Genomic DNA, 15,225 nt, shown 5'->3' with positions numbered 1-15,225 from the left:
GACTTCCGGATCGATGCGCATCGGCGCTGATACCGTCACCTTCGCGGATGAAGCGATGACGACGGGAGAAGACCAGGCGCTACGCTTTCGCAAGTCCATGGCGATGGTGTTCCAGAGCTTCGACCTTTTTCCTCACATGACCGCTCTGCGCAACATCACGCTGGCTCCAACGCTGGTCAATGGTGTGCAGCAGGAGGAAGCGCGCGACATGGCCCTGAAGCTGCTTGAGCGCGTCGATCTCAAGCACAAGGCAGATGCTTACCCTGGCCAATTGTCGGGCGGTCAGGCGCAACGCGTTGCGATTGCGCGGGCTCTCGCTATGAACCCCCGCGTTCTATTGTTCGATGAAGCCACATCGGCGCTCGATCCTGAACTCGTTGGGGAAGTGCTGGCGGTCATCAAGGATCTGGCGAAAGAAGGCCGCACGCTTGTTGTTGTCACCCACGAATTGGCCTTTGCCCGTGATGTTGCCGACACGCTTTACTTCTTTGACCAGGGTCGGGTCCTTGAATGCGGCGAACCTCGCCTGTTGATGGCCAATCCTCAGACTGAACGGCTGAGCGGTTTTCTGAAACGGTTTCAAGGCGTCCTCACCGCCTGATCCGAACCAACAGCATATTCATGCACCTTCGCTGCCTAAGGATAAAACCCAATGTCTGCGTATGACGTTCTTCTTCAGCCGTTCCAGCTGCGCGGATTGACACTGCGTAATCGCATCGTGAGCACCGCGCACGCTCCTGGCTACAGTGTGCAATCCCTCGCCGGGGAACGCTACCGGCGTTACCATGAAGAGAAGGCGAAGGGCGGGGTTGCCTTGACCATGATCGGCGGCTCGACTGCCGTTTCCACGGACTCGGCGGCACCCTTTGGGCAGCTCACGCTCGCCGAAGACCGCGCCATCCCGCACATCAAGGAACTGGTCGACGGCGTTCACACCTACGGCGCAGCCGTGTTCTGCCAGATCTCGCATGCCGGCCGTCGCGGCCGATGGGATACAGGTGCCTGGATTCCGCCCGTCAGCGCATCTGCGGTTCGCGAAGCCCAGCACCGCTCGTTCCCCAGAGAAATGGAAGACTGGGACTTCGAACGCATCCTTTATGATTTCGAGTCGGCCGGCCAGCGCGCGGCGGCTTCCGAACTCGACGGCATCGAACTGCTTTTTGCAGGCGGGCAGATCGGGATGCAGTTCCTGTCCCCTGCCGTCAACAGGCGCACTGATGAGTATGGCGGGAGCCTGGAGAACCGCCTTCGTTTTCCGCTCCAGATCATCGATGCGGTTCGCCGCGGTCTTGGCGACAAGCTTGTTCTCGGCGTTCGCATGACGGCCGACGAGTTTTTCGAGGCGGGTCTTGACCAGGAAGAGTGCTTCGAAATCGCGAAGGCCTTTTCGGCAGCTCAAACCACCGATTACCTCAACATCATGGCCAGCACCGTCTATAACTGGCGCACCGCCTCCTTGTCCATGCCCAGCATGGGCACACCCCTTGCACCTTACCTGTCGATGGCCGGTCGCATCAAGGCAGCGGTGGATGTTCCGGTTCTTCACGCCAACCGTATTCTCGACTTCGCCACCGCTGCCCGAGCCGTCGAGGAGGGATTGATCGATCTCGTCGGCATGACGCGTGCCCAGATCGCCGATCCGCATATGGTGCGCAAGCTGATCGAGCGGCGCGAAAGCGACATTCGGCCATGCGTTGGTGCCAACTACTGCATCAGTCGCATCTATGCTGGCGGCGAGGCGCTTTGCATCCAGAACCCAGCGACAGGCCGCGAAACAACGATGCCGCACATCGTGCCGCGCGCGGAAACTCAAAAGCGCGTGGTTGTTGTCGGCGCGGGTCCGGCCGGACTTGAAGCAGCTCGCGTTTCAGCGGAACGCGGTCACAAGGTGACGTTGATCGAGGCCGAACCGCAGGTCGGTGGCCAGATCAACATCGCCGCCAAGGTCAGTTGGCGCCAGGATCTGCAAACAGTCACGCAGTGGCTCGAGGATCAATGCCGAAAGCTCGGCGTTGATATCTGGCTCGGCTACATGGCTGATATGACGATGGTGGAAAGCTTTTCACCAGACATCGTCATCATCGCAACGGGCGGCTTCCCAAATGTCGGAGAGTTCGAGGGCGCTGAACACGTTTATAGTTCATGGGACATCCTGGGCGGCCGCGTCGAGATTGGCGAACGCGTACTGATGTTCGACGACCAAGGCGCGGATTCCGGCACGAGCTGTGCCGACTACCTATCGCAAGCCAACAAGAAGCTCGAAGTCGTTACGCCGGAACGGCACATCGGTGTCGAAGCAGGGGCATACAACTTCCCCATCTACCTCACCCACCTCTACAAGAACGGTGTCTCCATTTCGCCGGACCGCCGGCTTCGCAGCGTCAAGCCTGTCGGCAACAGTCTTGTTGCCACGATCCGCAACGAATACACGCTGGAAGATGAAACGCGGGAGGTCGATCAGGTCGTTTGCGACAGCGGAACGTTGCCGAATGACGAACTCTATCTCGAATTGAAGGAACATTCGCTCAATCAGGGAGCGCTCGACTTCAAGGCTCTGCTTTCGGGTCGCCCACAGGCGACCCACTCTAACCCGGACGGCAAGTATATGCTTTTCAGGGTAGGTGACGCAGTCGCCAGCCGCAACATCCATGCAGCAATCTATGATAGCTTGAGGTTATGCAAGGACTTTTAAGACTGTGCCCTATGAGAGGAATCGACTGGTTGAGATTCCAAACCCGTTGCAGTTGTTGGTTCACGTCATAGCCTGCGGAGAGCAACCTTGAACATCCTGCATGCGCTACCTTCCTCTCCACAAGTCGCCATGCTGACCAATTGGGCTTTTGCTTGCTACAGCAATCTGTACTGATCCTGTTTGAATCCTACTGCTCGTAGGTGACAAACCACACCCGCTATAAACGTCAGGCTTCCCGGCATCCAAGCTACCGGGGATAAGAACATGCGGGAAGCCAGTCGAAGCAATGCAGACATTCGTCGTCGTAGGCACTGGGATTGCCGGCTTCAGCGCGGTTTCAACATTGTCGCAGGAAGCGGGTGACGCGCGTATCGTTTGGATCGGTGATGAGGTCGAAGCGCCTTACGATCGCCCGCCACTTTCCAAGGATTTCCTGACGCAAGATGATGTGGCATTGGCCCGTTTTAGTCCGGAGACATCGCCGGCAAAGGTCGAAATGCACCTCGGTGTTCGCGTCACTACCATCGCCCGTGATGACCGCTGTCTGACAACTGATGATGGCAACACGATCCGGTATGATCGTTTGCTTCTTGCAACCGGATCAAGCCCGCGCCCTCTTCCGAAAACAATGAACAACAGTCACGTCGCGCATCTGAGAACTGCGGCTCATGCTGTCGATCTGCGACGCAAATTCAGATCGGCCCGCCACCTGGTTATTGTCGGTGGCGGCTATATCGGGCTGGAAGTCGCATTCAGTGCCAGGGCTCGCGGATGTTCCGTCACGATGGTTGAGGTCGGGCCCTCGCTTCTAGGGCGCACGGGATCTGCTGCACTTGGTTCGTGGGCGCTTCGAACCCTGGAAAGTAACGGCGTTGATGTCAGGCTGAACACCAGCATTGCTGCCCTGTCTGGATCAGCGGATGAAAAGACGACAGTGCATCTATCTGACAATGAAGGCATCGTTGCGGATGTCATGCTTGCCGCGATTGGCGTGTTGCCAAACTGCCAGATTGCGACTTCTGCGGGCTTGGCCACCGATAATGGCATCGTTGTAGACGCCTTTGGTCGTACCAACGATCCAGCGATCTTTGCGGCTGGTGAAGCCACCCGCTATCCCATTGCCAAACTTGGGGGAAGCTTCCGAACCGAAAGTTGGAACGCATCCCGAAACCAGGCGATTGTCGCGGCGAAATCAATGGCCGGTCTGCCAACTGAGGCGTTCGACGAGTTGCCGTGGAATTGGTCGGACCTCGGGCGGCACAGTGTTCAGTGCCTAGGAATGCCTGCCATGGGTACGAAGAGATTGACGATTGGAGATGCAGCCGGCGACGAGTGGATGGAGATCTTTTTGGATGCCAGAGAAACGCTCGTGGGTTGCGTAACAGTGAACCAGTCGCGTGAAATGTCGAAGCTCCGCCGTGCTTTGGTTAAGGAAAGCGGCATTCCTGCAGGCTTGCTGCAGCGCGCAAATATAAGACCAACTGCTTGTTAAAGGGAAGGGTTCGACATGGGCTGGAACGCTGTTTGCAGAACCGAGGAGCTTGACGAGGGCGCAATGCGGAGCTTCGAGCTCGAAGGCACGCGGATCGTGCTTTATCGGATCGAGGGCGCCTGTTACGCCACAAGCAATGTCTGCACCCATGCCTTCGCCCTGCTAAGCGACGGTTGGCTGGATGACAACGTCATCGAATGCCCCCTGCATGGCGCGCAATTTGACGTCACGACCGGACGCGTGCTTTGCGGTCCAGCTACGGTGGATCTAGCAGCCTATCCCGTTCGCGAGAAGGACGGGTTCGTAGAAGTCGAAGTGGCCGCCTGATTCAGAAGGCGCTGAAATTGGAGGGAACGCTCAATGCATTGTGCCGACACGCTCTTCGCCAACATGTTCGAGATCGAGAAGGATGGAGCTCCGGCCTCCACCGCCGATATCTTTCCGGACTGGCAGCCGCATGATCGCTTCGGCATTCTGATCGACGAGCCCCTCGGCGCTCTAGGCGCCACCCATCTCATCCAGGTTGCCATTGCCGCCTTCTACGATGCGCGCCCAGAGCGCCGCACTGAACGCCGCGTTTACCCAGAAATCTACGCCATCCATATCGGAGAGGATTTTGGTGCACTGACCGAGTTCGACTTCTGGCCGGCACGCCGCGAAGTCATCGTTTCCACAGATCATCGCGAGATCCTGGATGCCATCAACGACCGCGCCATCACACGTCTGGCTCTGCCATACACACGACCGAGCCGCACGCTGGAACATCGACCGAAAGAACCGGATGCGGCTCTCGAGCTGTTGCGCAGCGCGATCCTGTACAGTGCAGACGGGCGGCTGGAAAACCCCGACTTCTCGATCACCGGCCTAGGCCGGGGAACCGAAACCAACACCCGTAAGGTCATCCGACCGCCTCATCTGAGTGAGGAAACGGTCAAGATGATGAAGGAAAGCGGGAGCATGAGCAAGGAAACGGACAAGGACTATACAAAGGTCATCAACAGCCGCTTCTCAGTGGTCAGTGATGAATTACGCGCTGCAGCCACCAGCCGCCGCAAAGATCTCTCTGAGGAAAAGGGTGTTCGTGAAACCTACCGGATCATCACCCCGGAGGAAGCGCTTACGCGTTTGTAAGCTGATGCTTCACGAGTTGCCCTAGCCGGCGCAACTTGTCGGTGTTCTCTTCGGTCCAGGGATACGAAAAATTTAGAGCGATAAAGTTCTGAAACGATCCGGCTATCGAGAACATCGGCCCTGCAAGCATTCCGATGCCGTCAGCTGCCGCAGCGCGAGCAACAACGGCGGCATTGGTTTTGGGGCAACGAAGCCAGCACATATAGCCTCCGTCTGGCTGCGACACGGAGGTTTCGAGCGGAAATGACTTCTCGATCAGGTCCGCGCCAACCTGCATCCGAGATGCCAACGTGCTTTTCAGAATCCTCAAGTGTCGATCATAGCTGCGGCCACCCAGGTGTTCGGCAATCGTACATTGGACGATCGTATCAGCTGCAGTTGCGCCGGTCATGAATTGCGTCGATAGGACATGACGAATATGGGGGCCCGCTACGACCCATCCTACGCCATAGGCCGGCGACAGGGTATGCGAGAAACTACTGAACTGAACCACGGTATTGCCGTCGTCGAACTGCCGCAAACTACGTGCGGGACGGACTCCGTAATTCAGCTCCCCGAACATGTCGTTTTCTATGATCAGCACACCATACCGCCGGGCGATGTCGATCAAGGCACGCATGATGTCTTCGGAATAGGTTACGCCTGTAGGAAAGTGCGGCGCCGCCATGAAGATGGCAGCTTTGACAGGGTTGTTCTGAAGCAGATGCTCAAACTGTTCAGGATCGACACCAAGGGTAGGGTGCGAATAAAGTTCGATGACGTCAAGCGCGCGGTTCTTCAGCCCCGCAACCATCGGATAATAGGATGGACTCTCGACAAGAACGGCGTCGCCTACCGAAGTGAATGCGTCGAGGCATAGATGATAAGCTTCCAGGGTTGATGACGTAATCAGGATGTCATCGGGCGAAATGACCGCGCCGCGTTGAGCCTGGCGGCGGGCGATCTCTCGTCGCAGTGGCCAGAAACCTTCGGGCTGGGGATCCAGATCGATACGCTCGATCCCGCGCCGAAGAACCTGTCGTAAAGTGCGATCCAGGACAGAGCGCGTGAACAGGTCTTGGCTTGCCCCGGGGAGACCGAAAGCAGAAACGCCCTTCCAGGAAACCAGAGACGGATGACTTGGATTGGATTTGGGATCTGATGCGGTACGTTTTGATGTGGTGTCGGTGTAGGCAGTCGGAGCCGTCAAAGCCTTCGCCACGTAGAAGCCGGATCGCGGCCTTGCTTCACAAACGCCCGAGCTTTCGAGGAGCTCATATCCACGGTGAACGGTGACCTGGCTGAAGCCAGTATTTTTACTCATTTGCCGGACAGAAGGCAGTCTGTCGCCGACCCGCAATGTTCCCGCGGCGATTTGATCGCGGATCAACATAACGACCTCGTCATACCGGCGCATTTCAGAAGACCTCTGTACTAAGCGTTAAACGAACTATCTGCCCATTTGCGGCAAAACCACCGTCGCCTTACGGTGTATACGACAGAAATACAAAGCGGGTGTAGCTGGGAGCACTCCGTAAGCACAGGATGCTGCAGCGCTCTTGCCCAGACTAGCGGGCTGATGGAGGAACCTATGCCGAGTTCACGTTCGATCGGCGCGCAAGTCGAGGCCAAGAAGCTCCGCTTTGTGTCCCTTGCCGACCAGATCTGGGACTTTGCAGAAATTCGCTTTCGCGAACATCAGTCATCAGCCGCGCAAATGGAAGCTCTTCGGCATGAAGGGTTTCAGATCTCGCGTAATCTTGCCGGCATGCCGACGGCTTTCGTTGCCGAATTTGGCAAGGGCGCGCCGGTCATCGCCATCCTGGGTGAGTTCGATGCACTGGCCGGATTGAGCCAGGTGGCAGGTATGCTGGAAAAGAAGCCGATCGATCCGGAGCGGCAGGGTCACGGATGTGGCCACCATCTTCTTGGTACGGCCGGCATCATGGCCGCGGTCGCCGTTAAAGGGCATCTCGAAGCAACCGGTGGTATGGGAACGATCCGCTACTACGGCTGTCCCGCAGAAGAAGGCGGTTCAGGCAAGACTTACATGGCGCGATCGGGTGTGTTTAACGATGTGGATGCCGCACTCTGTTGGCATCCCGGCACCCTAACCGGCGTGATGGCGATGGATACTCTGGCTAACATCCAGGCCTATTTTCACTTTACAGGCACAGCCAGCCACGCAGCCGTTTCCCCGCATCTTGGTCGTAGCGCACTGGACGCTGTGGAGTTGATGAATGTCGGCGCCAACTACATGCGTGAGCATATGCCGCAGACAGCACGCATGCATTACGCCGTTACCAACACCGGGGGTATTTCACCGAACGTCGTGCAAGCGGACGCCTCGGTGCTGTATCTTGTACGCTCGCCGGATATGGAAGACGTAAAGTCTCTGTTTGCGCGTGTTCAGGACATCGCCAAGGGCGCAGCCCTCATGACGCAGACAACAGTGCGTTGCCAGATCGATCGCGCCACGTCACCCATGCTGGCTAACAATGTTCTCGATCAATTATTGCAGACAAGGCTAGAGGGTGATTGGGCTCCAGGCTTCGACCCGGTCGATCAGGATTTTGCCGACAAGATCAGGGAGACCTTTTCGGAAAGCGAGATCGCAGCATCTTTTCAGCTCTTTGAGCTTGAGACGGATGCTGGTCTCGCAATGCACCATGGCGTCGTACCCCTGCCGACGCAACGCCTGCTGCTATCCGGTTCCACGGATGTTAGCGATGTGAGCCAAGTGGTGCCGACGGCACAATTTTATGGCGCTTGTTATGCCGTCGGTACGCAGTTTCATACCTGGCAGATGGTTACCCAGGGCAAACTGCCCGCCGCCCATAAAGGCATGACCAGCGCCGCGGTGGTCCTTGCTTCCAGTGCAATCGACCTGATGCAAGATGCCGAGTTGCTCGCTGCCGCAAAGGCCGAGTTTAAGTTGCGCCGGGGCGGCAGGCCCTATGAATGCCCCATACCCGCCGACATCTCGCCGCCCGTAGAACAAGCGGCTTGAACCAGAACAAACAGACTTCTTGAAAGCTGAGGGGAAAATGAAGCTAACGAAATTGATCAATCGCGGCCTCCTTGCAGGCCTGATGATGTCAGCGTCACCCGTCATGGCAGAGACCATGACGATCGCGCTAAAAACCGAGCCGTCGTCGCTGGATCCGCACTATCATTCACTGACGCCGAACTACCAAATGGCATTCACGGTCTTCGAACCATTGGTCAAGCAGGATGGCGACCAAGTTGCCAAACCAGGTTTGGCTGAGTCATGGCGGATGATTAGCGACCGGGAATGGGAATTCGTTCTGCGCAAGGACGTCAAATTCTCCGACGGCTCCTCGTTTACGGCCGATGACTTCCTGTTCTCCTACCAGCGCATCCCCAAGGTACCGAACAGCCCTACTCCGCTGACATTGTTCACGCGCAACATCGAGAAGGTTGAGGTAGTCGATCCACTTAAGATCCGCATCACGACCAGAAAGGCCTACCCGCTGCTGCCGGCAGATCTCGCCTACATCCCCGTGATGTCGAGCAAGGCGAGTGCCGGTGACGTGCCGGAGGGTAAGACCACGACACAGCTCAATAGCGGTGACGGACTGGTCGGGACCGGGCAATACAAGTTCGTGTCCTGGTCACGCGGAAGCGAGATTGTGTACGAGCGGAACGACACCTATTGGGGCGACAAGCCGCTGTTCGATAAGGTGGTCTACAAGCCGATCACCAACAGCGCCGCACGCGTAGCCGCGCTGATGTCGGGCGGCGTCGACATGGTCGAAGATCCGCCCACGGACGACGTTGCTGCCCTGAAGAAGAATGACCGCTTCAACATCGTCGAGAAGCCTTCGTCGCGCGTGATCTTCATAGCCCTTGACCAGCAAGGCGAGCCGTCTCCCGGCATCACGGGCACCGACGGAAAAAACCCGCTGAAGGACGTTCGTGTCCGTAAGGCGCTGTCGCTTGCTCTTGATAGGCAGGCAATCGTCGATCGGGTCATGGGCGGAGTTGGCACCCCTGCCGCAAGCCTGCTGCCTTACCCGATGTACGGCACGCCTGAGGATCTGGCGAAACCAGCTGCGGCCGATCCGGAACAGGCTCGCGCCCTGTTGACGGAAGCCGGCTATCCCAATGGCTTCCAGATGGTCCTTGGATCGCCAAGCGGGCGTTACGTCAATGACTCACAGGTTGCCCAGACAATCGCCGCCTTGTGGACCCGCATTGGAGTGAAGACGACGGTCGACGCGGTCGCTCCGCCGATCTTCTTCAAGAACCGCGACGCTTTTCAGTACAGCGCCTCGTTGGGCGGCTGGGCGTCGGCAACGGGTGAAACGTCCAGTCCGATGACGGGCTTGCTCGCAACTCGCAACGTGCCGCTTGGTCAAGGCACCGGCAACTACTCGCGCTACGCAAACTCGGCGTTCGACGAGAAGCTGCAGGAAGCGATCGCTACCACCGACGACGCCAAGCGCCGCCCGTTGGTCGAAGAACTGGGCCGTATGGCCATGAGCGATTATGCGCTTTTGCCAGTCCAGTTCGAGACATCGGTCTGGGCCATGCGCAAGGGTCTGACCTATGAAGGCCGCGCTGACCAGATGATCCTCATCGAAGGCGTCAGCAAAGTCGACTAATCGGCGACCCGATGGTTGGCCAGGCTCGCTTCGTCGGGCCTGGCCATGCTTGTTCATGAAGTGGCAGACGGCTGCTTCAGGCACCCGGCGGCGGCCCCGGCACCTTGGAAAGAACATGCTCGAATATCTTGTGAATCGGATCCTGCAAACGCTTCTTGTCGTAGCGGTGATGTCGGCGCTGGTTTTTGTCGGCATCTATATGATCGGCGATCCGATTGCCATGATGGCAAGCCCCGACGCGACCGAACTCGAGCGTGAGGCGATCCGCCAATCACTCGGTTTGGACAAGCCGCTTCTGGTGCAATATGGCGTGTTTGTTCTGCAGACGCTTCAGGGCGACTTCGGACGCAGTTTCCTAGCTGGCCAGCCTGCAATGGACCTGATCCTCGAACGCCTGCCCGCCACACTGGAAATGACGGTTCTGGCGATGTTGCTCGCCGTCATGGTCGGCGTTCCGCTCGGCATCTTCGCTGGTCTTCAGCCCAAATCGATCATCTCCAAGTTCCTGATGGCCGCATCGATCCTGGGCTTCAGCCTTCCCACCTTCTGGGTCGCGCTGATGATGATCATGATCTTTTCCATCCATTTCGGCATCCTGCCGTCTACGGGACGTGGCCAGACCGTTATGGTGCTGGGTGTTCCGTTGAGCTTTCTGACCTGGGACGGAATCCTACATCTGGTTCTGCCTGTCTGCACTTTGGCCATGGCGAAGGCTGCAATGATCATGCGGCTGACGCGCGCGACCACGGTCGAGATTCTGCCGCTCGACTACATCAAGCTCGCCCGCGCAAAGGGCCTGCGTGAACGACGCGTTCTGGGCGTCCACCTTCTCAAGAACATCCTGATCCCGGTTATCACGGTTTCGGGACTTGAGCTTGGCCAGTTGATTGCCTTCGCCGTCATCACGGAAACCATCTTCGCTTGGCCGGGCATGGGCAAGCTCCTGATCGACTCCATCATCACGCTCGATCGCCCTGTGGTGGTCGCCTATTTGATGCTGGTGATCCTGTTCCTGTCGATGCTGAACTTGGTCGTGGACATCCTGTATTCGATCATCGATCCTCGCGTTCGTCTGGAGGCCAAGTCCCGGTGACCGACATTTCGCTAAACACAGCTGAGCCGATACAGCGCGAACCAAGCATTCTGCTCGAACAGCTACGCGAATTCGCCGAAAGTCCGCTTGCCATGGTGGGTCTAGTGCTGCTCATCGTGATCATCGGGCTGGCGATCTTTGCACCATGGCTCGCACCGCAAAACCCCTACGACATCGGTTCGCTTGACATTTTCGACTCCAAGCTTCCACCTGGAAGCGAGAGCATCGCGGGCGGAACGTACTGGCTGGGCACTGACGGTCAGGCCAGAGACATGTTCTCGGCTATTCTGTATGGCCTGCGCACCAGCCTGATGGTCAGCATCGTATCGGTGCTTGCGGCGCTGATCATAGGCACAGTCATAGGCCTGATCGCCGGCTACAATGGCGGACGGCTCGACTCGCTCCTGATGCGCATCGTCGACATCCAGCTTTCCTTCCCGGCCATCCTTGTGGCGCTAATACTCTTGGCTATTTTGGGCAAAGGCGTGGACAAGGTAATTATCGCCCTCATCGTCGTGCAATGGGCATATTTCGCCCGCGCGGCGCGCGGTGCCGCCATTGTCGAGCGGAGCAAGGAGTATATGGAGGCCGCCGAGTGTCTCGCAGTCGGGCGTGTTCGCATCCTGTTTCGTCACCTCTTGCCGAACTGCATATCCCCGTTGATCGTGCTGGCGACCATCGATCTGGCGCATGCAATCGGCCTCGAAGCAACACTTTCTTTCCTTGGCGTTGGTGTGCCGGTCACCGAGCCGTCCTTGGGTATGCTGATTTCCAACGGATTCGAATTTCTCTTATCTGGCCGCTATTGGATCTCGTTCTTTCCTGGCGTTGCGCTCGCGCTGACCTTGATCGCCATCAATCTGGTTGGCGACCGCTTACGTGATGTCCTGAATCCAAGAAACGCGCGGTAAGCTCCATGCTCGATACCTCCAATGTCCAGACGCCCGTCTTGTCGGTGCGGGGCCTGAAAACGCATTTCTTTACCCGCAAGGGCGTCGCACGCGCCGTGGACGGCATCGACCTGACCGTCAATGCTGGCGAGATCGTCGGCCTTGTGGGCGAGTCAGGATCCGGCAAGAGCATTACGGGTTTTTCCCTGATCGGCCTGGTGGCGGAACCCGGCCGCATTGTGGAAGGCGCGATTGAACTTGAAGGGCGCAATCTTCTCTCCCTCTCCCCGCGCGAAATGCGCAAACTGCGCGGCAACCGCCTGTCGATGATCTTCCAGGATCCGATGATGTCCCTGAACCCGCTTTTACGGGTCGAGACGCAATTGATCGAAACGGTGCAGGCCCACGAAAACGTCAGCGAAAAGGCCGCTCGTGCTCGCGCGCTTGATGCGCTCGTGCGGATCGGCATCCCCGCGCCCGAACAGCGCCTGCAGGCCTATCCGCATCAACTCTCCGGCGGAATGCGCCAACGCGTTGCCATCGCAATGGCGCTGATCAACCGTCCGCGGCTGGTTATCGCCGATGAGCCGACCACAGCGCTCGATGTCACGATCCAGTCTCAGATCCTGTACGAGGTGCAGAACCTTTGCCGCGAAAGTGGCACGGCGATGATCTGGATCACGCATGACCTGGGCATCGTAGCGGGCCTCGCCGACCGGATCGCAGTTATGTATGCCGGCCGGATCGTCGAAACCGGCACGACCGATCAGGTGCTCAACCGCCCCTTGAACCCCTACACGCGAGCGCTGATGCGATCCATCCCACAGCCCGGTGCGCATGGTAGCCGCCTCCGCCAGATCTCGGGCATGGCGCCGTCCTTACTGGCCCTGCCAAAGGGCTGCGCCTTCTCCCCGCGCTGTCCAAATGCCTCTGAAATCTGTGATGAGCAACCGCCGGCTTACACCGCCGAAGCTGGATGGGTCGTACGTTGCTGGAAAGCCATGGAACAGGAAGCCGCCCGATGAGCATGCAATCCATGGTGGAACTCAAAGGCGTCACCAAGCGGTTCACGAAGCCGATCAGTATCGGCGGAAGAGTGGCACGTGCCGTCGGCGGGAAAACAACAGAGGAGATCGTTCACGCCGTGAGCGATATCGACCTGGAGATCAAGCCGGGTGAAGTGGTAGGTCTTGTCGGCGAGTCCGGATGTGGAAAATCGACACTGGGCCGCATGATAGCCGGTATCTCGTCACTTTCGGACGGGAGCCTGCGTTATCGCGGCGTCGAGCTTTCTGAGATGTCGCGCATGCAGCGCCGGGATTATGCGCTCGGCGTGCAGATGATCTTTCAGGATCCCATGTCGTCGCTCAACCCACGACTGCGCGTCGTCGATATTGTTGGCGAAGCTCCCGTGGTGCACGGCCTGTCCAGCCGACGTGAACGGGATTATTACGTCGCCGACCTGATGCGAAAGGTCGGGCTTGATCCAACTTACATGCGCCGGCTTCCTCACCAGTTCTCCGGCGGGCAACGGCAGCGTATCGGCATCGCCCGGGCCTTGGCGCTTAAACCCAAGATGCTGGTCTGTGATGAAACCGTGGCAGCATTGGACGTATCGATCCAGGCGCAGGTTCTGAACCTGTTTCTGGACCTGCGTGACGAAATGCACCTGGCCTATTTGTTCATCAGCCATAATCTCGGCGTGGTCGAGCATGTCTCGGACCGGGTCGTGATCATGTATCTGGGCCGGATCGTTGAGACCGCGCCGACCAAGGAGTTGTTCAAGGCCTCGCATCACCCCTACACACAGGCTCTTATTGCCGAACTGCCCAGTCTCTCACCAGGGCGTCGACAATACAAACCGATCAAGGGTGAGCTTCCTTCCCCGCTATCTCCACCGTCGGGCTGCGCATTTCATCCGCGATGCCCATATGCGATGCCCATCTGTTCGGTCGAGCGGCCCGCGTTAAAGCAGATCGCTGGTGGCCATGTCAGCGCGTGTCATCTGAACTGACCCAACAAATGCATGGAGCGAGATCATGACATTCGAAGATCAGATGCTGACGGACATCGCTGACGAAGCTGTAGAATGGCGGCACCGTATCCACGAGTATCCCGAACTCCTGTTCGATCTGCCGCGGACCAGCGCCTATGTGGCAGAGCTGCTGCGCAGCTTTGAATGCGACGAAGTCCATACCGGCATTGCGGTGTCCGGCGTCGTAGCTGTCGTGAACGGCAACCGTCCTGGACGAACGATCGGGCTACGCTGCGACATGGACGCGTTACCGATCCACGAACAAACCAACCTACCTTATGCCTCTAAGGTCGACGGTAGAATGCATGCATGCGGCCATGACGGCCACACTGCCATCCTGCTGGCGGCGGCAAAGGCGCTGGCGAATAACCGCAATTTTTCTGGCAAGGTCATCCTTATCTTCCAGCCGGCCGAAGAAGGCGGCGGCGGTGGACGCGTCATGGTCGAGGAAGGAATGCTCGAGCGCTTCGGTATTGAAGAGGTTTTCGGCATGCACAATCAGCCTAACCTGCCGATCGGGCGTTTTGCGACCCGAAGCGGACCTATTCTCGGGTCGGCCGACATGTTTTCGATCCGGCTAACCGGCGCTGCATCGCATGCCGCCTATCCGCACATGGGTCGCGACACCGTCGTTGGCCTCGCAAGTCTCGTAACGGCGTTACAGACGATTTCGTCGCGCAGCACCGATCCCATGGATTCTGTTGCGGTTTCAGTGGTCAGACTCGAAGCGGGTCAAGCAGAGGTTCACAACGTCATCCCTGGAGAAGGCATTTTGTCGGGCACCGTGCGAACGCTGCGCCAAATAACCCGTCAAAACGTGGAGGCGCGCTTGCGCGAGATCGCCGCCGGCGTCGCCACGATGCATAGGCTAAATGCGGAGGTCGAATGGACCGCTGGTTATCCTGTCACGATGAACGATACAGCGGCGACCAGAACTGCAATCGCGGCAGCTAAACAGATCGCGGGCGCTGAAGGAACCGATGGCGAATGGCCTGCTGTGCTGGGCGCGGAAGATTTCTCTTACATGCTTGAACAGCGGCCAGGTGCCTTTATGTGGCTCGGCAACGGTGAGGGCCCTGATGTTCACACCCCGCATTACAACTTCAACGACGACGCGATCATCCACGGCCTTCGATACTGGCTGGCACTGGTCGGACAGGAACTGGCCTGACCCCATAAGATGGTTTGGCTTCAGTTCTAATGCATGATCGGCTTTGGGGCCATCGCCTATGCCGATGATGGAGGTGCACCAGGTGGCTACGGCGGCCAGACGATGGCCTCTGGT

13 protein-coding genes are annotated in these 15,225 nt (G+C 58.2%); 12 read left to right on the top strand and 1 reads right to left on the bottom strand.

Annotated elements, in window-relative coordinates; translation table 11 throughout:
• The 5 genes from RTX98_RS15920 to RTX98_RS15900 form a co-directional block, all read left to right on the top strand.
• The coding region (locus tag RTX98_RS15920; protein ID WP_312797816.1) for an amino acid ABC transporter ATP-binding protein at positions 1 to 601 on the top strand (601 nt) is incomplete at its 5' end.
• Between the two features lie 51 nt (positions 602 to 652).
• Positions 653 to 2,692 (top strand): NADH:flavin oxidoreductase, encoded by a 2,040-nt coding sequence (locus RTX98_RS15915; RefSeq protein ID WP_312797815.1) that lies wholly within the window; start codon positions 653 to 655, stop codon positions 2,690 to 2,692.
• A gap of 286 nt (positions 2,693 to 2,978) precedes the next feature.
• Complete coding sequence (locus tag RTX98_RS15910; protein ID WP_312797814.1) at positions 2,979 to 4,184, top strand: NAD(P)/FAD-dependent oxidoreductase; 1,206 nt, start codon at positions 2,979 to 2,981, stop codon at positions 4,182 to 4,184.
• A 15-nt stretch (positions 4,185 to 4,199) separates the two neighbouring features.
• Complete coding sequence (locus RTX98_RS15905) at positions 4,200 to 4,511, top strand: non-heme iron oxygenase ferredoxin subunit (protein ID WP_312797813.1); 312 nt, start codon at positions 4,200 to 4,202, stop codon at positions 4,509 to 4,511.
• A 33-nt stretch (positions 4,512 to 4,544) separates the two neighbouring features.
• Positions 4,545 to 5,315 carry a hypothetical protein gene (locus RTX98_RS15900; protein ID WP_312797812.1) on the top strand — a complete coding sequence of 257 codons (771 nt, stop codon included), beginning with the start codon at positions 4,545 to 4,547 and terminating at the stop codon, positions 5,313 to 5,315.
• Here the strand turns inward: RTX98_RS15900 and RTX98_RS15895 are convergent.
• A complete protein-coding gene (locus tag RTX98_RS15895; protein WP_312797811.1) occupies positions 5,302 to 6,711 on the bottom strand; it encodes a PLP-dependent aminotransferase family protein in 1,410 nt (469 codons plus the stop codon). The genes RTX98_RS15900 and RTX98_RS15895 overlap by 14 nt on opposite strands.
• 228 nt (positions 6,712 to 6,939) lie before the next feature.
• On the opposite strand from RTX98_RS15895, the gene RTX98_RS15890 reads away from it, so the two are divergent.
• The 7 genes from RTX98_RS15890 (at position 6,940) to RTX98_RS15860 (ending at position 15,111) form a co-directional block, all read left to right on the top strand.
• The gene (locus tag RTX98_RS15890; RefSeq protein WP_312797810.1) at positions 6,940 to 8,304 is read left to right on the top strand and encodes a M20 family metallopeptidase; all 1,365 of its coding nucleotides are present in this window, start codon (positions 6,940 to 6,942) and stop codon (positions 8,302 to 8,304) included.
• A 37-nt stretch (positions 8,305 to 8,341) separates the two neighbouring features.
• Positions 8,342 to 9,922, top strand: a complete 1,581-nt coding sequence (locus RTX98_RS15885) for an ABC transporter substrate-binding protein (RefSeq protein ID WP_312797809.1) — start codon at positions 8,342 to 8,344, stop codon at positions 9,920 to 9,922.
• Positions 9,923 to 10,037: 115 nt separating this feature from the next.
• Complete coding sequence (locus tag RTX98_RS15880) at positions 10,038 to 11,015, top strand: ABC transporter permease (protein WP_312797808.1); 978 nt, start codon at positions 10,038 to 10,040, stop codon at positions 11,013 to 11,015.
• 29 nt (positions 11,016 to 11,044) lie between these two features.
• On the top strand, positions 11,045 to 11,926 hold the full coding sequence (locus RTX98_RS15875) for an ABC transporter permease (RefSeq protein WP_312797817.1): 882 nt from the start codon (positions 11,045 to 11,047) through the stop codon (positions 11,924 to 11,926).
• A 5-nt stretch (positions 11,927 to 11,931) separates the two neighbouring features.
• Positions 11,932 to 12,930, top strand: a complete 999-nt coding sequence (locus tag RTX98_RS15870; RefSeq protein WP_312797807.1) for an ABC transporter ATP-binding protein — start codon at positions 11,932 to 11,934, stop codon at positions 12,928 to 12,930.
• The gene (locus RTX98_RS15865; RefSeq protein ID WP_312797806.1) at positions 12,927 to 13,919 is read left to right on the top strand and encodes an oligopeptide/dipeptide ABC transporter ATP-binding protein; all 993 of its coding nucleotides are present in this window, start codon (positions 12,927 to 12,929) and stop codon (positions 13,917 to 13,919) included. The genes RTX98_RS15870 and RTX98_RS15865 overlap by 4 nt, the downstream gene beginning before the upstream one ends.
• Before the next feature lie 43 nt (positions 13,920 to 13,962).
• On the top strand, positions 13,963 to 15,111 hold the full coding sequence (locus RTX98_RS15860; RefSeq protein ID WP_416223143.1) for an amidohydrolase: 1,149 nt from the start codon (positions 13,963 to 13,965) through the stop codon (positions 15,109 to 15,111).
• The last annotated feature ends 114 nt before the right edge of the window (positions 15,112 to 15,225 follow it).

Source organism: Tianweitania sp., assembly GCF_032053605.1.
Lineage (GTDB): Bacteria > Pseudomonadota > Alphaproteobacteria > Rhizobiales > Rhizobiaceae > Tianweitania.
Note: the sequence above shows the minus strand (reverse complement) of the source record. Positions and strands in the feature narration are given on the sequence as shown.